The sequence below is a fragment of the Peribacillus psychrosaccharolyticus ATCC 23296 genome (assembly GCF_000305495.1).
Classification (GTDB): Bacteria; Bacillota; Bacilli; order Bacillales; family DSM-1321; genus Peribacillus; species Peribacillus psychrosaccharolyticus.
Genome location: NZ_AJTN02000249.1, coordinates 44,002 through 65,104, shown reverse-complemented (window position 1 = coordinate 65,104; position 21,103 = coordinate 44,002). Strand labels below are relative to the sequence as shown.

22 protein-coding genes and 2 pseudogenes are annotated in these 21,103 nt (G+C 39.2%); all 24 read left to right on the top strand.

The window, feature by feature from the left end:
- Positions 1–69: 69 nt before the first annotated feature.
- Positions 70–267, top strand: coding sequence for a DUF2768 domain-containing protein (locus tag WYK_RS20445; RefSeq protein WP_040373309.1), 198 nt, complete (start codon positions 70–72; stop codon positions 265–267).
- A 14-nt stretch (positions 268–281) separates the two neighbouring features.
- A pseudogene (locus tag WYK_RS20440) lies at positions 282–1,002 on the top strand (hypothetical protein).
- A 241-nt stretch (positions 1,003–1,243) separates the two neighbouring features.
- Positions 1,244–2,722 carry a stage IV sporulation protein A gene (gene spoIVA / locus WYK_RS20435; RefSeq protein WP_040373314.1) on the top strand — a complete coding sequence of 493 codons (1,479 nt, stop codon included), beginning with the start codon at positions 1,244–1,246 and terminating at the stop codon, positions 2,720–2,722.
- A gap of 519 nt (positions 2,723–3,241) precedes the next feature.
- Positions 3,242–3,514, top strand: coding sequence for an HU family DNA-binding protein (locus WYK_RS20430; RefSeq protein ID WP_040373308.1), 273 nt, complete (start codon positions 3,242–3,244; stop codon positions 3,512–3,514).
- A 176-nt stretch (positions 3,515–3,690) separates the two neighbouring features.
- On the top strand, positions 3,691–4,257 hold the full coding sequence (gene folE, locus WYK_RS20425; protein WP_040373307.1) for a GTP cyclohydrolase I FolE: 567 nt from the start codon (positions 3,691–3,693) through the stop codon (positions 4,255–4,257).
- Positions 4,258–4,287: 30 nt separating this feature from the next.
- Positions 4,288–4,533 carry a trp RNA-binding attenuation protein MtrB gene (gene mtrB, locus WYK_RS20420; RefSeq protein ID WP_040373306.1) on the top strand — a complete coding sequence of 82 codons (246 nt, stop codon included), beginning with the start codon at positions 4,288–4,290 and terminating at the stop codon, positions 4,531–4,533.
- Between the two features lie 191 nt (positions 4,534–4,724).
- Entirely contained in the window at positions 4,725–5,543 is an 819-nt protein-coding gene (locus WYK_RS20415) for a heptaprenyl diphosphate synthase component 1 (RefSeq protein WP_040373305.1), read from the top strand.
- A 3-nt stretch (positions 5,544–5,546) separates the two neighbouring features.
- Positions 5,547–6,254: a demethylmenaquinone methyltransferase gene (locus tag WYK_RS20410; RefSeq protein ID WP_040373304.1), complete on the top strand. Its 708-nt coding sequence runs from the start codon at positions 5,547–5,549 to the stop codon at positions 6,252–6,254.
- 36 nt (positions 6,255–6,290) lie between these two features.
- Entirely contained in the window at positions 6,291–7,253 is a 963-nt protein-coding gene (gene hepT, locus WYK_RS20405) for a heptaprenyl diphosphate synthase component II (protein WP_040376286.1), read from the top strand.
- 100 nt (positions 7,254–7,353) lie between these two features.
- Positions 7,354–7,800 (top strand): nucleoside-diphosphate kinase, encoded by a 447-nt coding sequence (gene ndk, locus WYK_RS20400; protein ID WP_040376285.1) that lies wholly within the window; start codon positions 7,354–7,356, stop codon positions 7,798–7,800.
- A 174-nt stretch (positions 7,801–7,974) separates the two neighbouring features.
- On the top strand, positions 7,975–8,748 hold the full coding sequence (locus WYK_RS20395) for a CheR family methyltransferase (protein ID WP_040376284.1): 774 nt from the start codon (positions 7,975–7,977) through the stop codon (positions 8,746–8,748).
- A gap of 203 nt (positions 8,749–8,951) precedes the next feature.
- On the top strand, positions 8,952–10,124 hold the full coding sequence (aroC, locus tag WYK_RS20390) for a chorismate synthase (RefSeq protein WP_040376283.1): 1,173 nt from the start codon (positions 8,952–8,954) through the stop codon (positions 10,122–10,124).
- 2 nt (positions 10,125–10,126) lie between these two features.
- Positions 10,127–11,197: a 3-dehydroquinate synthase gene (gene aroB, locus WYK_RS20385; protein WP_040376282.1), complete on the top strand. Its 1,071-nt coding sequence runs from the start codon at positions 10,127–10,129 to the stop codon at positions 11,195–11,197.
- Between the two features lie 37 nt (positions 11,198–11,234).
- Positions 11,235–11,606: a chorismate mutase gene (gene aroH / locus WYK_RS20380; protein WP_040376281.1), complete on the top strand. Its 372-nt coding sequence runs from the start codon at positions 11,235–11,237 to the stop codon at positions 11,604–11,606.
- A gap of 101 nt (positions 11,607–11,707) precedes the next feature.
- Positions 11,708–12,811, top strand: a complete 1,104-nt coding sequence (hisC, locus tag WYK_RS20375; RefSeq protein WP_040376280.1) for a histidinol-phosphate transaminase — start codon at positions 11,708–11,710, stop codon at positions 12,809–12,811.
- Between the two features lie 27 nt (positions 12,812–12,838).
- Positions 12,839–13,942, top strand: coding sequence for a prephenate dehydrogenase (locus WYK_RS20370; RefSeq protein ID WP_040376279.1), 1,104 nt, complete (start codon positions 12,839–12,841; stop codon positions 13,940–13,942).
- Between the two features lie 28 nt (positions 13,943–13,970).
- A complete protein-coding gene (aroA, locus tag WYK_RS20365; RefSeq protein WP_040376278.1) occupies positions 13,971–15,257 on the top strand; it encodes a 3-phosphoshikimate 1-carboxyvinyltransferase in 1,287 nt (428 codons plus the stop codon).
- Positions 15,258–15,722: 465 nt separating this feature from the next.
- Entirely contained in the window at positions 15,723–16,991 is a 1,269-nt protein-coding gene (locus WYK_RS20360; RefSeq protein WP_040376277.1) for a tetratricopeptide repeat protein, read from the top strand.
- A 45-nt stretch (positions 16,992–17,036) separates the two neighbouring features.
- Complete coding sequence (locus WYK_RS20355; protein ID WP_040376276.1) at positions 17,037–17,585, top strand: ReoY family proteolytic degradation factor; 549 nt, start codon at positions 17,037–17,039, stop codon at positions 17,583–17,585.
- 174 nt (positions 17,586–17,759) lie between these two features.
- A pseudogene (locus WYK_RS26420) lies at positions 17,760–18,274 on the top strand (DUF2487 family protein).
- A gap of 112 nt (positions 18,275–18,386) precedes the next feature.
- Positions 18,387–18,884, top strand: coding sequence for a QcrA and Rieske domain-containing protein (locus tag WYK_RS20345; protein WP_040376275.1), 498 nt, complete (start codon positions 18,387–18,389; stop codon positions 18,882–18,884).
- Between the two features lie 14 nt (positions 18,885–18,898).
- On the top strand, positions 18,899–19,573 hold the full coding sequence (gene qcrB / locus WYK_RS20340; RefSeq protein WP_040376274.1) for a menaquinol-cytochrome c reductase cytochrome b subunit: 675 nt from the start codon (positions 18,899–18,901) through the stop codon (positions 19,571–19,573).
- Positions 19,574–19,617: 44 nt separating this feature from the next.
- On the top strand, positions 19,618–20,385 hold the full coding sequence (locus tag WYK_RS20335) for a menaquinol-cytochrome c reductase cytochrome b/c subunit (RefSeq protein WP_040376273.1): 768 nt from the start codon (positions 19,618–19,620) through the stop codon (positions 20,383–20,385).
- Positions 20,386–20,507: 122 nt separating this feature from the next.
- Complete coding sequence (gene lhaT, locus WYK_RS20330; RefSeq protein WP_040376272.1) at positions 20,508–21,098, top strand: lipoprotein heptaprenylglyceryl N-acetyltransferase LhaT; 591 nt, start codon at positions 20,508–20,510, stop codon at positions 21,096–21,098.
- Positions 21,099–21,103: the final 5 nt, after the last annotated feature.

The following is a 21,103-nucleotide window of genomic DNA, read 5'->3' as shown; positions in this document are numbered from 1 at the left end:
AAAATAGGACGAGCCCCCATAAACTAAAATGTGTAGTGGATGATACACTACGATAAAGGAGTAGGTTTTGTGACACCAGCATTGCAAAAAATGTGGATCTCTTTTATTGCTATGGGCTTTATGGCAATCTCCATTTTTTCTATTTACCTAAGCCGGTATAAATTAAGCGGTTTCTTCAAGGCTTTTATGGCGATCTTTGCATACATACTTATGATTATCGCTGGTTTAATCATCTTTGTAGTAGTATTTAGTGGACCAACCACTTAAGCGAGGCGAATTATATGAAACAAGTAAAATGGGCAGTTATTATTTTTTGTATTCCATTACTCCTAACAGGGTGTATGTATCCGGATAGTCAACTGAAAGAAAACCAAACCCCTTACAAAGAACAAATCCAATCGGTACAAAGTGCGGTTGATCAATTTCAAACGAACGGGGGCGGGATCCTGCCGATTATAACAAAAGAAGCCGAAACACCTATTTACCAAAAATACGTGGTGGATTTTAAAAAGATCGTACCAAGGTATATAGCTGAAGCTCCTCCTAATTCGTTTGACGCTGGAGGCATTTTTCAATATGTGCTCATTGATGTTGAAACCGATCCTACTGTCAAATTACTTGATGTAAGGATGGCTCAAGCCATTCAGGATTTGAATCTTCGGCTGACGAGTTATCGTCAGGCGAACGGTTATCCACCATACGGTGAGGTGCTTTCAGATGAAGTATTTACGCTTGATTATAAGAAACTGGGTCTAAAAGAAGCACCGACCGTGACTAGTCCTTATTCACAAAGACAATTATCGATTATTGTGAATAATAAAGCTGAATTATTCGTTGATTATACGCCAGATTTATACGATGCTCTCAAAGAGAAAAAAACATACCTTTAAAAAGGGTGAGGACATTCGGGAGATTTTAGTGGAAGAATCTGATTTTGTTCCGGCTTTTTCTTTGCCTTATACAATTGATGAATCTGAAAAACCAATATTCTTAGTAAAATAAGCATAATCCTTCTTCTGCACAATATAGTGTAGTAGAAGGATTTTTTTTATTCTTCTCCTACGCCTGAATTGATTGCGCAGATGATTAACTTATATAGATGAATGCACGGGGGGATGGACTAGAGGGCAAATAAAAGAGGAATATTTTTTTAGGACAACATCATAAACTAATAGTGTCCTAGATAAAGTAGTCAAGTGGATGGAAATCATCCCAAGACTTAAGAGCGGGAGGGGTTATATTGCTGGAGAAGGTAGATATTTTCAAAGATATTGCTGAACGGACGGGCGGCGACATCTACTTAGGTGTAGTCGGGGCAGTTCGTACTGGTAAATCCACATTTATTAAAAAGTTTATGGAGTTAGTTGTCATTCCGAATATGGATACTGAATCTGATCGTGCAAGAGCACAGGATGAATTGCCGCAAAGTGCCGCTGGGAGAACAATCATGACAACAGAGCCGAAGTTCGTCCCTAATCAGGCTGCAACGATAGAAGTGGCTGAAGGATTGAATGTAAATATACGTCTCGTTGATTGTGTTGGTTATACGGTGCCCGGCGCGAAAGGGTATGAAGACGAGAATGGTCCTAGAATGATTCATACGCCCTGGTATGAGGAACCAATCCCATTTCATGAGGCAGCTGAAATTGGCACCAGAAAGGTCATTCAGGATCATTCTACGCTGGGTGTAGTCGTCACGACGGATGGAACAATTGGGGAAATCCCACGAAAGGACTATATCGATGCAGAGGAAAGGGTTATATCTGAACTAAAAGAAGTAGGAAAGCCCTTTATCATCATCATAAATTCAGTCCAGCCTCATCATCCGGATACGGCCGCACTTCGGGAAAGCCTTCAAGAGAAATATGATATCCCTGTAATCGCGATGAGTATTGAAAGTATGCGCGAAGGGGATGTACTTAATGTTTTAAGAGAAGCATTATATGAATTCCCTGTACTTGAAGTAAACGTTAATCTGCCAAGTTGGGTAATGGTACTTAGAGAAGACCATTGGCTTCGGGAAAGCTATCAGGAAGCCGTTAAAGTAACCGTAAAGGATATAAAGCGCCTTCGTGATGTCGATCGGGTTGTAGGAAATTTTAATGAATTTGAATTTATTGATCATGCAAGCCTAGCCGGTATGGAAATGGGGCAGGGAATCGCTGAAATTGATTTGTTTGCTCCAGATGAACTGTATGATGATATTCTTAAAGAAATTGTTGGTGTAGAAATAAGAGGGAAAGATCATCTTCTCGCTTTGATGCAGGATTTTGCGTATGCAAAGGCCGAGTATGATCAGGTATCAGATGCGCTGAAAATGGTGAAGCAAACTGGATATGGAGTAGCGGCTCCTACACTTAATGATATGAGCTTGGATGAACCAGAAATCATCAGGCAGGGGTCAAGGTTCGGTGTCCGTTTAAAGGCGGTTGCACCCTCTATTCATATGATTAAAGTAGATGTTGAGTCTGAATTTGCACCAATAATCGGTACAGAGAAGCAAAGTGAAGAACTTGTCCGTTATTTAATGCAGGATTTTGATGATGATCCATTGTCCATTTGGAATTCGGAAATCTTCGGCAGGAATTTAAGTTCCATTGTGAGAGAAGGTATTCAGGCAAAGTTATCACTTATGCCTGAAAATGCCCGCTATAAACTAAAAGAAACGTTAGAAAGAATCATCAATGAGGGTTCTGGCGGTCTCATTGCCATTATTCTTTAAGACCTGCAGGCTGTTGAGAAAACCTCGACAGCTTTTTCTTTTTATTTATCATTTCTATAATTTGGGTAATATAACATATATTTTGTTCTTAATTAAGAATTAAAGTCTTATGTGTTGCGAAATTTAAGATGTTCGAGTAGGATAGAAAAGTCCTCGAAAACCTTGATTTATCGCTTTTTAAAGAGGTTTAAGATTTCTTTAATAGGGAAAGAATTGAGTGTATAAAGTCAAAAAGTATAGATTATGCATTTTTTTATGAAAAGATTCCCATTATTTTTGTATTTTTCTTGCTAAGGTAACGGGTTCTATGATAATCTACTTACAGAAAACGCAATGTAGAAGCCATTCCAGCCTGAATGTACATATTTTTTCAGACAAGCTTCGATCAATTTCTGGTTTGTGATTTTTAGAATAAATCAATGGCCGATAGAAATTGGTGACAAGAGTAACAAATCACTATTATACAGTGTTTGTAATATTGATTTTTTATAAATATCCTTTTGGGAGGAGGTGAATGGCATGAACAAAACAGAACTAATTAACTCAGTTGCAGAAGCAGGCGAACTTTCTAAGAAAGACGCTACGAAAGCCGTTGATGCTGTTTTTGATACAATCTTAGACGCTTTAAAAAGCGGTGATAAAGTACAATTGATCGGTTTTGGTAACTTCGAAGTTCGCGAACGTGCAGCACGTAAAGGCCGCAACCCGCAAACTGGCGACGAAATCGAAATCGCTGCAAGCAAAGTACCTGCATTCAAACCAGGTAAAGCACTTAAAGATGCTGTGAAGTAAGTACATATCGGTACTTTAAGGGTAAAAAGGGACCACATTGTGGTCCCTTTTTTTGCTTACTATTTTCGTTCTGTGCTAATATAGTATACAGTTAAAACGAAAGATTCAGCAGCATCTTAATATGCTGCTATTAGTGCTGATACGTATTATTACTTATGATATTAGGGGGAAATAAAATGGCAAATGTTGATCATGCCAAAATTGAAGAAGCAGTAAAAATGATTTTAGAAGCAGTAGGAGAAGACCCGGATCGTGAAGGTCTTTTAGATACGCCCAAACGTGTGGCGAGAATGTATGAAGAAATTTTTGCAGGTCTGCATCAGGATCCAAAGCAATATTTTGAAACAATTTTTGGAGAAGAACATGAAGAAATGGTCCTTGTGAAGGACATTACATTCCATTCAGTCTGTGAACACCATCTTGTTCCGTTTTATGGAAAAGCTCATGTTGCTTATATTCCGAAAAACGGTAAGGTTACGGGTTTAAGCAAGCTGGCTCGTGCGGTGGAAGCCATTTCTAAACGTCCACAGCTTCAGGAACGGATAACGAGTACGATTGCGAATTCTATCATGGAAAGCTTAGAGCCGCATGGTGTGATGGTGGTCGTTGAAGCGGAACATATGTGTATGACGATGAGAGGCGTGAAGAAACCTGGTGCACAGACGGTAACCTCAGCAGTAAGAGGAGTTTTTGCTGAAGATTATCGTACTAGATCAGAGGTACTGGCTTTTATTAAAGGGTAATAGGAAACATACGCTGCAGGAGTGATAATTATGGATGAGAAATCAGTAAACGATTTTATCGTAATAAAAGCGTTCGAAGACAGTGTCAATGTAATCGGACTGACCAGAGGAACAGATACTAAATTCCATCACGCTGAAAAGCTGGATGCGGGTGAAGTGATGATTGCTCAGTTCACTGAGCATACATCAGCCATTAAAGTACGTGGGCATGCGATGATCTATACGCCGTATGGTGAAGTGGAAAGTGAGTCCAAACAGCCTAAGATCGATAAATAGGATATGCACTCTTGCAGAAAATGGATGTCTAAAAGAAATTGTACTGTTTTTATGGTTCCATCGATAAAGGTATAGGTAAATTAGAGCATTCTTCTTTTATCTTATAGGTTTTATGATATAATGATGTTTGGTTTTAGACGGAGAAAAATGCTTTAAATTAAATTATCTTTTGGGGATGCAAGGGTGATTCCATGTTAAACATAAATAATACAGTGATTGAATTAAAGGAAAGTATTAAATCAAAAGCTTATCATCCCTATCTTCAAAAAATTCTTGATGAGCCGAAAATAGATGAAGATAAACTGCTGTTATTAGCGGGCCTTTTTAATGAATTAGAAAAATCGTCTGAAGAGATTCATACAGATATGCTTTCTACTATGATGGTACAGGTCGCTCTTGATACGCATGAGTTAGTTACGGTTTCCTCAAAGGAAATTGAATCAGGGGATGAATTGAAAAATCGTCAGCTGAACGTATTGGCTGGGGATTATTTCAGCGGTCTTTATTATCAGCTGCTGGCAACGACCGGGAATGTTATCTTAATTAAGATTCTTTCAAGCGGCATTAAAGAAATCAATGAACATAAAATTTTGCTTTATCAAAAATCCTTTACGGATGAAGATATGCTGGTTTCAAGTTTAAAGACTATTGAGTCGTCGTTAATTCAAAAGCTTGCTGAATACTTTGCAAAGCCAGAATGGATGGAGCTTGCAGGAGCCGTGCTGTTATTAAACAGACTGCATCTGGAAAAAATGCAATATAAAGCAGGAGGGCAATCTCTTGTGTTTGATGCGTTAGCAGAAATAAACTTCCCACAACAAAAAGAGTTAACCCGCATTGAATTAAACTACCTTTCAACAAAAATGGACAAGTGTATTATGGATGCACAACATATGACAAAAAAGGCCGCAGTGAAGCTTTCTTCCCAGAATGGTTTCGTCCAGCACTGGATTAATACAATTCTTGATGAAACAGCCATTAAAGCCAATTCATTTGTGGAAGAAGGGTAAACTATGGGACAATCTAAAGAAGAAAAAGTCCATCATGTTTTTGAAAAAATATATGGAAACTACGATAAAATGAATTCGTTAATCAGCTTCAAACAGCATATCAAATGGCGTTCAGCAACGATGGCGAAGATGAACATTCCACGCGGAGCAAAAGCCTTGGATTTATGCTGCGGTACAGCTGATTGGACAATTGCAATGGCTGAACAAGCAGGGCCGGAAGCGGAAATTTACGGTCTTGATTTCAGTAAAAATATGTTGAAAATCGGCGAAGAGAAAGTTAATAAGCTGAATTTAAAGCAAGTCACGCTGCTGCATGGAAATGCTATGGAGCTGCCTTTTGAGGACAACAGCTTTGATTACGTAACCATAGGTTTTGGACTGCGAAATGTTCCGGATTATATGCAAGTATTAAGGGAAATGAATCGAGTATTAAAGCCTGGGGGTATGGCGGTATGCCTTGAAACCTCTCAACCAACGATGCCGGTCTTTAAGCAAGGATACCAGCTTTATTTCCGTTTTGTGATGCCGGTATTCGGGAAGTTATTTGCTAAGAGTTTTAAAGAGTATTCATGGCTTCAAGAATCTGCTCGTGACTTTCCAGGTATGAAGCAATTAGAAGAAATGTTTAAGGCTGCTGGATTTAAGAATGTCAGCTATAAGGCGCACACGTTCGGAGTTGCGGCTTCTCATTATGGCACTAAATCAAATTAGCAAAAATGTTAGCATATACAAAGCTGGGTGGAATGTATGAAACTTAAAATGTTGTATTCTTTCTTGAATACGGATCTGCAATTAATTGAAAAAGAATTAGAAGCAGCTATACAGGCTGAATCTCCAGTTCTAAGAGAAGCATCGCTGCATTTACTGCAATCCGGGGGAAAACGAATTCGCCCAGTTTTTGTATTGCTGGCTGCTCAGTTTGGCAACTATGATATTCATGTAGTGAAGAATGCTGCTGTCACACTTGAACTGATTCATACTGCCTCTCTTGTTCATGATGATGTTGTTGATGACTCTGATTTACGTCGGGGTTCGGCAACGATCAAGTCAAAATGGGATAATCGTGTAGCTATGTATACAGGGGATTATATGTTTGCTAGAGCCCTGGAGGTTATGGCAAGGATTGAAGATCCATTGGCACACAAAATTCTAGCACGAACAATGGTAGAACTGTGCCTAGGTGAAATTGAGCAGATCAAAGATAAGTTTGATTTTGACCAAACTTGGCGCACTTATTTTCGACGCATTAAACGGAAGACAGCTCTTCTAATTGCTTCGAGCTGTCAACTTGGTGCACTAACTGCAGGTACCAGTGCAGACATTCATCAGAGATTATTTCGATTTGGCTATTATGTAGGAATGTCCTATCAAATCACGGATGATATTCTGGATTTCACTGCTTCAGAAAAGGAGCTTGGAAAACCTGCAGGAAGCGACTTACGTCAAGGTAATATCACGTTGCCTGTATTAATTGCTATGCAGGATCCAAAGTTGAAAGCACTAGTTAAGACGGTGCATGAGCAGATATCGTTTGATGAGATGACAGTTATTATTGAAGCAATAAAAGCCACTGGCTCTATCGAGAAGGCAGGGGAAGTCAGTAAGATGTACCTTAAGAAGGCCTTTGCACAGCTAGAAGGTCTGCCTGCATCACGTTCAAAAAAGACATTAGCAGAAATTGCAAAAAACATTGGCAATCGTAAATTTTAACTTGGTGTTGCAAAAACTGGAAATAAGTGATATATTTTTGAGGGATTTGTCGTCTTGCGGCAAATTTATACATACATACTTTTAGGAGTGAATTCTACAAATGGAAAAAACATTTTTAATGGTTAAACCTGATGGTGTTCAACGCAATCTTATCGGTGAAATCGTTTCCCGTTTTGAAACAAAAGGTTTTAATCTTGTTGGAGCTAAATTAATGCTGATCACACAAGAGCTGGCTGAACAGCATTACGGAGAACATAAAGAACGTCCTTTCTTTGGTGAATTAGTAGAGTTCATCACGTCTGGTCCAGTTTTTGCAATGGTTTGGGAAGGCGAAAATGTAATTGCTACTGCACGCCAAATGATGGGTGCTACAAATCCTAAGGATGCAGCAGCAGCTACTATCCGTGGTGACTTTGCAGTAACTGTCGGCAAAAACATCATTCATGGTTCAGATTCAAGTGAAAGCGCTGAACGTGAAATCGGCTTGTTCTTTAATAAAGAAGAATTAGTTGATTACTCGAAATTAATGAGCAAGTGGGTTTATTAATTTTTACTTACTAAGCAAAGGTCTCGGAATTCCGAGGCCTTTTTTCTTTGTGTTCGAATGTATGAAAAACCCAAAAAAACTACTAATTACCGGCATTTTTATTAAGGTATCCTAATGACGTGCCGATATACTCAATAACTACTATTGTTGGATTTTGGTGAAGGAGTCGTTGGAATGCCGAGCGAATATGAACAGTTTACCTTAAATATAAAAACACTGACAGGGATTGATCTGTCTCTTTATAAGGAATCACAAATGAAACGCCGATTAACTTCCTTGTATGAAAAAAAAGGTTATTCCTCTTTTACCGAATACTATAAAAATATTAAAATGGAACCAGCGATTTTAAATGAATTTTTAGATCGAATGACGATTAACGTTTCAGAGTTTTATCGGAATTATAAGCGTTGGGAGATCTTTGAGAACAAGATCTTACCAAGGATGCTTAAATCATCACCATCATTGAAAATATGGAGTGCGGCTTGTTCAACTGGTGAAGAACCCTATACCATTGCAATGATACTTTCTAAGTACCTGCCGCTATCGAATCTCTCTATTTATGCAACCGATATTGATGAAAATGTTCTGGTTAAAGCAAAACGGGGAATCTATCCCGAAAGGTCATTAAATGAAGTACCTATCGACATAAAAAACAAATTCTTCATTCAAGAAGACGGGTTTTATCGAGTGACAGATGACATTAAACGGACGGTCACGTTTAAAAAACATAATTTGCTGGCGGAAAGATTTCAGACTCATTATGATTTGATTGTCTGCAGGAATGTGTTAATTTATTTTACGGAAGATGCAAAAAACCACCTTTATCAAAAGTTTAGTGCAGCACTAAAATCTGATGGGGTTTTCTTTGTTGGAAGCACAGAACAGATATTTAATCCAGCTCAATTTGACTTGACGACAGAAGATACTTTTTTTTATAAAAAAATATAATAGTTCATTGAAGTACGGGCAGTCTTGTGAAAGACGTCCGTATTTTTTTATCTTTAAAGGATGTATGGAAAGAGAAAGTTCATGTAAAATTAAGAGATAGAACAGGACTGGTTATTTTCTATTTATCTTGTTCCCACTTTTCGCAAAATTGTGGTATATTGATACATAAATCCTTTAATGGTTTAAAAGGGGGAAGAATACAGATGAGATATTTAACAGCAGGTGAATCACATGGTCCACAGTTGACGACCATAATTGAAGGTCTTCCAGCAGGGATGCCAATCACAGCAGATGACATTAACGAACAATTAGCAAGGCGCCAAAAAGGGCATGGCCGAGGCAGACGGATGCAGATCGAAAAAGATCAGGTATTTATCGGGTCTGGAATAAGGCATGGTCTAACACTTGGTTCTCCAGTCACACTCGTTGTCGAGAATAACGATTGGAAACATTGGACAAAAATTATGGGCAGTGAACCAATATCGGAAGAAGAAGAGGAAGATATTAAACGCAAAATTACTAGACCGCGTCCTGGTCATGCAGACCTAAACGGTGGAATCAAATATGGTCACCGTGATCTTCGAAATGTACTTGAGCGTTCTTCTGCTCGTGAGACAACGGTTCGTGTAGCAGCAGGGGCTGCAGCAAAGAAACTGTTATCCTTATTAGGTATTGAGATTGCTTCACATGTTCTTGAAATTGGCGGAGTAAAAGCCAATCCAGCTCCTTACACCTCTATTAAGGAATTACAAGAGGTAACAGAAGCCTCCACAGTAAGATGTTTTGATTCTTCTGTAGAACAAGAGATGAAAGATGCGATAGATCTTGCTAAGAAAAATGGCGATTCAATAGGTGGAATTGTCGAGGTCGTTGTAGAAGGTATGCCGGCAGGAGTGGGAAGTTACGTCCATTATGACCGGAAGCTTGATGCGAAGCTTGCAGCAGCCATTGTCAGCATCAATGCGTTTAAGGGTGTTGAGATAGGGATTGGATTTGAAGCTGCACACCGTTTTGGCAGTGAAGTTCATGATGAAATTGCCTATAACGAGGAGTCTGGTTATTACCGGAAAACCAACCGTCTTGGCGGATTTGAAGGCGGAATGACGAGTGGGATGCCAATTATTGTTCGTGGAGTAATGAAGCCTATCCCTACCTTATATAAGCCGCTGAAAAGTGTGGATATTGATTCTAAGGAAGTATTTACAGCAAGTGTTGAGCGATCTGACAGCTGTGCGGTTCCAGCAGCAGCTGTAGTAGCAGAAGCCGCTGTAGCATGGGAGTTAGCGGCAGCCATTGTCGAACAATTTCCATCAGACCGTTTTGATCAACTTGCAGCTTATCTTGAATCATATAGGAAAGAAACAAGGGAGTTTTAATAATGGAAATAATCGATATTAAAACATCGAAAAGCTACCCGGTCTATGTGGGACAAGGCGCGATTGAAGCTCTGCCGGAATTTATTAACCGCTACAGTCAGATTAGCCGTATTTTACTTATTACGGATGAAAAGGTTGCAGGCATTCATTTACATAGAGTAAAAGAAATGGTGGAGAAAACTGGCAAGCCTGTTGAAGTCTGTATTGTTCCTGAAGGTGAGCATGCAAAAACATTTGAAGTGTTTTATCAATGTCAGAGCTTTGCTTTAGCTCATAATCTTAATAGAAAGTCCTTGGTTCTTGCCTTAGGAGGCGGAGCTGTTGGCGATTTAGCAGGATTTGTGGCTTCAACCTTTATGAGAGGTATTCCGTTTATTCAATTACCTACTACGTTACTTGCACATGATAGTGCCGTTGGCGGCAAAGTGGCCATTAACCATCCGGAAGGTAAGAATATGATTGGTGTTTTCTATCAGCCTGACGCTGTGTTCTATGACTTAGATTTCCTTAAAACTCTTCCAGAAAAGGAGTTACGCTCAGGTTTTGCTGAAGTAATCAAGCATGCTTTAATTGACGATTCTGATTTTTATCAATGGTTGATTACGAATATCAAGAATTTAAATTCGATAACAGATGAACAGTATCTGACCATTGTCAAAAGAGGAATAGAAGTTAAGGCTGCAATTGTAGCAGCCGATGAAAGAGAAGATGGTGTACGAGCGTATTTGAATTTCGGCCACACCTTAGGACATGCCATTGAAGCAGCTATGGGTTATGGGAACTTTACTCACGGTGAATCGGTATTAATCGGGACTGTTTTTGCTCTGAATTTAAGTTTGAAAAAACAAGACTTTCCATTTAATCTAGCCGAATTTGTTCAATGGGTGCAATCACTCGGCTACCAAACCAATATTCCAGAAACACTGCAAAAGCAAACATTACTCAGCAATATGAAAAAAGATAAGAAGACCATTAGCGAACAAATTACTTTTGTACTTCTCGCTAAACTTGGGAAGCCTTATTTAACTGAAGTGGATGATCGAACAGTAATGGGAGAGCTAAAGAGGCAGTAGGTTAAAATCGTTTTAACCCTGCATGGGAGGCAGAAGCATGATAAGAGGCGTTAGAGGAGCGACGACCGTACAAGTTGATACAGATATAGAGATTTTGACAGCTGTTGAACGATTATTAAGGGAAATGATTGAACTGAATTCTATTGAGGCTGAAAAAGTTGCGTCGATATTTATTTCGATGACTGAGGATTTGCGGGCTGCTTTTCCAGCAAAAGCGCTCCGTAAAATTGATGGATGGACATATGTCCCTGTCGTTTGTATGCAAGAAATCCCGATCGTAAATTCGCTGCCTTTTTGTATTCGGATTATGCTTCATTTAAATACGGATAAAGATCAAACTCAGATTCAGCATGTTTATCAAGAAGGCGCGACAGTTCTTCGTCCTGACCTTTTCATAGAAAGTCAATAATGAACAATCTGCCTATAACGAAGTGCGGAGTATGATATACTAACTATATACTCTGTCACTTTAAAGCGATGAATTTAAAATCTTAAGATGAGGTGAGAAGATTGAAATGGAATAAAGCGGTGTTATCTTTAACACCCTATCAACCTGGTAAATCTATTGAAGCAGTAAAAAGGCAATATGGTTTAGAAAAAATAACGAAGCTTGCATCGAATGAAAATCCATTCGGATGTTCAGCGGAAGTAAAAAAAGCGATTGCTGCCTATGCAGATTCGTTTGCTATCTATCCAGACGGCTATGCTACTTTACTCAGAGAAGCAGTTGCAGAACATGTCGGAGTAAATGAAAAACAATTAATTTTTGGAAATGGTTCCGATGAAAATATACAAATTATCTCTCGTAGTCTTTTAGATTCTTCAAAGAATACAGTTATGGCGACTCCTTCTTTTTCTCAATATCGTCATAATGCCATCCTTGAAGGTGCTGAAGTAAGAGAAATTCCGTTAATTGATGGCGCACATAATCTTGAAGGAATGCTCGCCGCGATTGATGAAAATACAGCTGTGGTATGGGTATGTACGCCGAATAATCCAACGGGGGTTTACATTGATGAAGCATCACTTCGTCAATTTCTTAATCAAGTACCTGAAGACGTACTTGTGGTGCTGGATGAAGCCTATAGTGAGTATGCAGTCGCAGAGGATTATCCGAAAACAGAGAAATGGATTGAAACTTATAAAAACATCATTGTTCTGCGGACTTTTTCTAAGGCATATGGTCTTGCCAGTCTTCGAATTGGTTATGGAATAGCTGATGAAGACATTATCCAAAAACTGGATCCGGCACGTGAACCGTTTAATGCTAATACAATGGGGCAAATGGCAGCAAAAATTGCGCTTCAGGATCAGGTATTTATTGAGCGCTGCCGGTATGAAAACCGTCAGGGACTCGAGCAATATTATACATTCTGTCAAGAAGAGAATCTTTCTTATTACCCTTCACAAGCCAATTTTATTTTAATTGATTTTAAAATAGATTCTGATGAGGTTTTTCAATACTTACTTGAAAATGGGTATATTACACGTTCTGGAAAAGGCCTCGGTTTTCCGACCAGCTTGCGTATTACAGTGGGTTCAAAGGAACAGAATTCGGAAATCATTGCAGTTATTAAGGAGTTTTTAACTCTTCAAAAAAGCCTGACAAAATAAGTGAGCTGTGTGGAAGGCGGGAATAGAATGGGCAGAAATGTATTCGTAATTGGTCTTGGTTTAATTGGCGGATCACTAGCCATGGCCATCAAAGATAAACATCGAACCGCTGTCATTACCGGCTTCGATACGGATAGAAATAATGTGAACTTGGCAAAATTGCTTGGAATTATAGATGACTCTGTTGATTCAATTGAAGAGGGAGCCAAAGCTGCTGATTTAATTCTCTTGGCAATCCCAGTTGTCGAAACAGAGAAAATTCTGATACGTTTGGCTGACATGCTGCTAAAACAAGATGTTATTGTCACGGATGCCGGCAGTACAAAAGGGACCATACATCTTGCCGCAAGAAGGCTGATCGATAAAGGGATTACCTTTATCGGCGGTCATCCTATGGCAGGGTCTCATAAAAGCGGTGCGGGAGCGGCAAAACTGCACTTATTCGAGAATGCCTTTTATTTATTAGTACCGCCTGAAAATATACAGGATCATCAAATGATGTTGTTAAAAGAGTGGTTGAGTGGAACGAAGGCGAATTTTTTAACTGTTAATCCAAATACACATGATTTGCTTACAGGTGTGGTCAGCCACTTTCCACACATTATTGCAGCCGGCCTGGTTAAACAGGCGGAGAATTACAGCCGTGATAATCCATTGATTACGAGACTCGCTGCAGGCGGGTTTAGAGATATTACGCGTATCGCTTCAAGCAATCCCGTGATGTGGCATGATATATTAATCAATAATAAAGACGTGCTGCTTAAATTGATGAATGACTGGCAGGTTGAAATGGAAACCATTAAACACCATATTAAGAGTGAGAACAGCGATGAAATCCTTCGCTTTTTTACAGAAGCTAAAGATTTTCGTGATGAACTTCCATCAGGCGGAAAAGGTGCCATTCCAGCCTTTTATGACTTATATATTGATATTCCAGATTATCCAGGTATCGTTTCTGAAATTACCGGATATTTGGCGCAAGAGTCGATCAGTTTAACAAATATTCGTATACTTGAAACAAGAGAAGAAATCTATGGTGTCTTAATCGTCAGTTTTCAAACAGAAGCTGACCGTCAAAAGGCCGCAGATTGTATAGCGAAGTATACGAGTTACGAAACGATATTAGCGTAGGTTAAATAATGATGCGGAGGAGACTTCCATGAATACTCGTGTGTTAAAGACAAATGTTACATCTATACGTGGAATGGTTTCTGTACCTGGAGATAAATCCATTTCACATCGCTCGATTATGTTTGGGTCAATTGCTGAAGGAACAACCAAGGTCGAACATTTTCTTCCGGGTGCAGATTGCTTAAGCACAATTGCGTGTTTTAAGAACCTTGGTGTCAGCATTGAACAAAAAGGAACAAGTGTATACATTGAAGGTAAAGGACTCAACGGACTTAAAGAACCGGAAGGCGTACTTGATGTTGGAAATTCAGGTACAACCATTCGTTTAATGATGGGAATCCTTTCTGGACGTCCATTTCATACAGTATTAATGGGCGATGAGTCAATTGCTAAACGACCGATGACGAGAGTAGTTAATCCGTTGAGAGAAATGGGGGCAAGGATTGAGGGTCGCCATAACGGAGAACTCACCCCACTTTCTGTGACAGGAACGAAAATGCAGGGAATCCGTTATGAACTGCCTGTCGCTAGTGCTCAGGTCAAATCAGCTATTCTTTTGGCAGGACTGCAAGCTGAAGGAAAAACAGTTGTAGTTGAACCTGAAAGAACACGGGATCATACCGAGAGGATGATTGTGGAATTTGGCGGCACCGTTTCAAGAGAAGGAAATGAAATCAGCATCGAAGGAAATCAGCACTTTAAAGGAACATCAATCTATGTTCCAGGTGATATATCCTCAGCTGCATTCTTTATGGTTGCTGCGGCCATAACAGAAAATAGTGAAGTCGTTTTAAAAAATGTCGGTTTAAATCCAACTCGAACCGGTATTATTGATGTTATGAAAAATATGGGTGCGGACATCCATGTTGAAGTGACACATAATGATGCTGAACCATATGGAAATATTACTGTCAGGTCTTCAAAATTAAAAGCGACCATAATCGAAGGGGACTTAATACCACGATTGATTGATGAACTGCCTGTGATCGCCTTATTGGCCGTCAAAGCAGATGGAACGACAATCATTAAGGATGCTGCTGAGCTTAAAGTGAAAGAGACGAATCGGATTGATACGGTAGCAGATGAATTGTCGAGTATTGGTGCTGACATTACCCCAACTGATGATGGTTTAATTATAAAGGGTGGAAGTTCTCTTTCTGGCGGTCGGGTATCCAGTCATGGTGACCATCGTATAGGAATGATGCTTGCTGTAGCGGGATTGCTTGCCGAAGATGAATTGATTTTAGAAGAACCGGAAGCGATTCAGGTGTCCTATCCAACATTTTTTGAAGACTTACATACATTAATGCAGTAGAATAGCCCTCTTATGAGGGTTTTTTGTTTTAAAAGTATGTTCTGCAATTTGATAAAACGATTCTTATTTTTCTCTTTTATCCATATGTTATAACAAGGTATAGGGGAGGAGGGATATGCGGGGTGAAGGGTAATAGGAGCATGATTGCGCTTCATGGCAGGTAGGCTTGATCTGCTGTATTCATGAGGGTGATTAAAAATCTTCTGTCTTACTAACATGTTAATTCTATCCAATAAACCCGGGGGAACGGCACCGTCTTATAGGATGAAAGTAAATGATTAAAACAAGTGAATAGCAGATGTGAAGAATAATTAAGCTGCTTAAATAGCATTGATAGGAAGAATTATGATAAAATTGTGGTCACTATCCACATAGTGATGATTACTAATTAAAGAAATACGTAGAGTAGACTTTATAAAGGTTTTTGACTGATAGTCAATTGATTGCAAGGAAGGAATTACCCGAATGAATACTGTACAAAAAGCCATAGACCTTTTGAGAAAAGGTGAACTTGAACAGGCGGAAATCCTGATAAAACGGATTAAGGCCTCTGAGTCGGCGGAAGACCTATTAATATTAGCTGAAGAAATGTTTCAATTGGGTTTTATGGAAGAAGCAAAGGCCTTATTTGAGCATTTAAATGCAATGTACCCTGGTGAGGGAGAGTTAATTGTCTCTTTGGCAGAAATCCTTGTTGATATGGATCAAGAGGATGAAGCGATGCTTCTCTTAGAGAAAATTGATCCGTCAGATGAAGTTTATCCGAGTGCGTTGTTATTGGAAGCTGATTTGTATCAGCTCCAAGGAATGGATGAAGTAAGCGAAAGAAAATTATTAATGGCGAAAGACCTGCTTCCAGATGAAGTTTTGATTGATTTTGCGCTTGGAGAGTTATACTTCCAACAAGGGAAGGATCAGAAAGCGATTGAAAGTTATAATTTGGTCCTTCCTCATGAAACGGAAATCGGCGGAGTAAATATTAATCAAAGAGTTGCAGAAGCTTTAAGCAGTACTGGACGTTTCGAAGAAGCGATGCCTTATTACGAAACAGCTATAGGAGAAAAATTAGAGATTAATACTCTGTTTGAATATGCACTTACTGCTTATCAGGCAGGTTTCTTTGAAACAGCAATTAATAAGTTCATTGAGCTAAAAGAACTTGACCCTGAATATCATTCCCTCTATCTGCCGCTGGCAAGATCGTACGAGCATCTTGAGGAGCTGGACAAGTCTCTTGAAACAGCTAAAGATGGAATTCGTGCCGATCAATTTAATAAAGAACTTTATTTATTCGCAGGAAAAATTTCAATTAAAAAAGGAAAAGCAGAAGAAGCGGAAACACTGTTTCGAGAAGCACTCGCCATTGATCCGGGTTATTTAGAGGCTGCACTGACTTTATTGAAACTGCTAAGCCAGGCTGAAAAATATGAAGATGTCCTCGAAACCATTGAAAGTATACGATCATACGGAGAAGATGATCCGCAATTTGATTGGCTCTCTGCTGTCAGTCAGCAAAATTTAGAGCAATATAAAGAGGCATTAAACAGCTACCATAAAGCATATAATTCTTTTAATAACAACCAAGATTTTCTTGAAGATTATGGTTTCTTTTTAATTGAAGAAGGAGACAGGCATACCTCTAGAGAAATATTTAATAGGCTGCAAAAAATGGATCCAGCCAATGATGAATATGCCTTAGTTCTGGAGCGTCTAGAAGAAACACCGGAACACTAGTTGGATAGCCAAAACTAGTTCAAAAATGGGCAGAGGAGGGAAATTATGGTGGCTACCCCTGTATCTGTGAACGAAAAGAAAGATTTTATCCGCTGGTTTTTAAATCATTATCAATTGAAGCGCAGGGAATGTGTTTGGATTTTAAATTACCTCATGAGCCACGACCAGTTGATGAAAAAGGTACATTTTGTTGAGCATGCCCAGTATTGTCCACGCGGGTTAATCATGTCTACCCATTGTGTGGAGGAAGCGCCTTTTCGATTCTACAAATCCAATATTATGACAACAGATGCTGAAAAATCCTTTCACGATATCCGCCTCAATCGAGATGAAGATATTTACATCCAGTTGAATTTTAAATCTGCATACTCTTCTTATCAATACGCAGCCGTACTTGAGGATAATCCGTTTCGGCCTAAAAGCTCGGAAGCGAATGAAAAAGATAAAATGCTGGCGGAAAAATTTCTTGAAAACACGATGGTTTCTTTCCAGCGTGAGCGAATCCTTCAGGAAATTGACGCGGCTTTAGATCAGCATGATGAAGAGGCCTTTCGTACCTTAACAGGTCGATTAAAAAGCCTTACACGTATATAAAATAAAGCCATGTATAAAGCTTCTCCATAACCTGGAGGAGTTTATTTTTTTAGGAAAAAACCTGCAGCGTTCATTCCTTTAGCAGGACAGTATGATACGATCAATAAGTTTCCAAAGGATTTGGTAAAAAAAGTTGTTAAAACTAGAGGAAATGGTAAAAGATATAGTAAAATAATGAGAAATGGGATTTTAAGGAGTGAGTTTATGAAATGGGTTCCAAAAGATATCACCATGTACAAGCAGGCTAAGGAATATGTAGACAGTGCTTTGCTCACCGCCGTTCCACTTTCGTTTAATGAAGAGATGGAGCAATCGGCTGTAATGAATGAGTTCATGACTGGATTAAATTTTGAACTTGAAAAGCAATTTAAAGGGAGAATCCTCATCATTCCGCAGCTTGTGTATCTGGAAGATGAAGGGAATAGGGTTGATTTGGTTAAACCAGTAACAACTGTTTTAAGGAAGAAAGGATTAAACATGTTTTCCTTCTTACTTCTGATGAGGAATGGAGTGTAGAACAAGAATTGGAGGCAGAGGTGTTTTTAATTCCATTGCTTGATCCTGAAACCGAAGATGGTGAAGTTCGAGTGCTGGCAAAGGAAAGAGCACAAGAAATTGGAGAATCTTTCAAAGAAATTTGGAATAATGAGCAAAAAAATAGGCAAAATAATACTGTCATAAAAATTTAACAAATATTGACCTTGACCAAGGAATGATATATCATTGTAATGTCCTAGTTTTATAGTGTTGTTATTGAATGGTCCGATGGGCTGAGTTCAGTGATAGAGGGGGGGAGAAAGCATGAGCAAACAAAATGTTACAAGACGTCAGTTCCTTAATTACACACTTACTGGTGTTGGTGGATTTATGGCAGCAGGCATGATAATGCCGATGGTCAGATTTGCTATCGACCCTGTGTTAAAAGCAGAAGCTTCAGGAGATTTTGTGGCAACGAAGATGAAAGTTTCAGAATTAACGGGAGAACCTGTCCGTGTCGATTATTCATTCGACCAAAAGGATGGTTGGTACGAAACCTCGCAAACGAATACCGCTTGGGTTTACAAGACAGATGATGGGAAGATTGTTGCCTTATCACCGATTTGTAAACATTTAGGTTGTACAGTTGCCTGGAATACGGACAAAGAAAATCCTAATCAATTTTTCTGTCCGTGTCATTATGGCAGATACACGAAAGATGGTGTCAATGTAAAAGGGACACCACCAATCGCACCACTGGATTTGTACGCAACAAAGGAAAAAGACGGAATACTTTACTTAGGTCAGTTAATTCCACAATAAGGGGGGCGTAATACGTGATAAACAAGATTTATGATTGGGTTGACGAACGTTTAGACATTACGCCATTGTGGCGAGATATTGCTGACCATGAGGTTCCGGAACATGTTAATCCAGCGCATCATTTTTCTGCATTCGTCTATTGTTTTGGCGGATTAACATTCTTCATCACGGTTATTCAAATTCTTTCTGGTATGTTCTTAACAATGTATTATGTACCAGATATTGTAAATGCATGGGAATCCGTGTACTATTTACAAAATGAAGTAGCATTTGGACAAATTGTCCGCGGTATGCATCACTGGGGTGCAAGTCTTGTAATCGTCATGATGTTTTTACATACTCTTCGGGTATTCTTCCAAGGTGCATATAAAAAACCTCGTGAACTTAACTGGATGGTCGGAGTATTAATTTTCTTCATCATGCTTGCTTTAGGTTTAACAGGCTATCTATTACCATGGGACATGAAAGCATTGTTTGCAACGAAGGTGACGCTTACTATTATGGAATCAGTACCATTGATTGGACCAGCCCTTAAAACGCTGGTTGCCGGAGATCCAACAATTGTCGGAGCACAAACGTTAACACGCTTCTTTGCTGTTCACGTATTCTTCTTACCGGCAGCATTGCTTGGATTAATTGCGGCTCACTTCTTAATGATTCGTAAACAAGGTATTTCTGGACCGTTGTAAAAAATCGAGGTTAACACCTTTGCATAAAGGAGGGGGATTATTCAATGCATCGTGGAAAAGGTATGAAATTCGTAGGGGACTCACGTATCTCTACGGATCGTAAGCCGAATATACCAAAAGATTATTCGGAATATCCTGGTAAAACGGAAGCGTTTTGGCCGAATTTCCTTTTGAAGGAATGGATAGTTGGAGCAGTTTTCCTTGTAGGTTTTCTATGCTTAACAGCCGCGCATCCATCTCCATTGGAGCGTATTGCTGACCCGACTGATACCGCATATGTACCACTTCCAGATTGGTACTTCTTATTCTTATACCAATTGTTAAAGTATACGTATGCATCAGGTCCATATAATATCGTTGGAGCAATGATTGTTCCAGGTCTTGCTTTTGGTGCGTTGTTCTTAGCGCCATTTCTTGATAGAGGTCCTGAACGCAAACCGACTAAACGTCCACTTGCTGTTGGATTTATGCTTCTTGCGATTGCAGCAGTTTTCTATCTAACATGGGAATCCGCTGCCCATCATGACTGGGAAGCTTCTAAAAAGCAAGGGGCAATTGTTGAAGGTGCAGATATTGATAAGGATAGTGAAGGCTATAAGTATTTTGAAGCCAACACATGTATTTCCTGTCATGGTGCTGAGCTGACAGGCGGGCCCGCTGCACCATCACTTGTTGATACTGGTCTTACTCCTGAAGAAGTGGCTGAAATTGCCGTAAAAGGTAAAGGCACAATGCCAGCCGGCGTTTTCAAAGGGACAGACGAAGAGCTTAAAGTCCTTGCTGAATTTGTTTCTAATGTAAAAACAGAATAATACAGGTGCTTTTAAAAAACTGGCGGATTATTCCGTCAGTTTTTTTGTCTCTAAATGTTGGTTAATTTGGTTAATCAAGATAGAATAAATGGGAGTCTTACTTTGTTAAAAGAGGGAGTAGTATGCAAATGCTTTATGGATATCTTGGGAACCGTAATTTTTTACGTTTATTATTCTTTGTGAATTTATTTGGCACCATATACGGATATTACTGGTATGAACACCAACTGTCTAACACTCCAACTGTTTTCTTACCGTTTGTTCCAGATAGTCCGACTGCCACATTGTTCTTTGTGTTTGTTCTGGCTGCCTTTTTACTTGGTAAAAGCTGGGGGCTGGTTGAAGCGCTGGCGATCATGACCTTATTTAAATATGGGATATGGGCAGTCGTCATGAATTTATTAGTGTTATTGACCACTGGCAGCTTAACTGGCGTCGGATATATGCTGATGGCTTCTCATTTTGCCATGGCAGTACAGGGTTTGCTGTATGCCCCTTTTTATCGTATTAAACCATGGCAGTTTGCTGTTGCAGCCATTTGGACGCTTCATAATGACATCATTGATTATGTGTTTAAGATGATGCCTACATACAGTGATCTTGCAGTCTATATGAATGAAATCGGTTATTTTACATTTTGGCTGAGTATCATCTCCATTTTTATTTGCTATTATCTAGGAGTAAGAAAAAATCGGTTTACTTTAAAGCTCTAAATTTA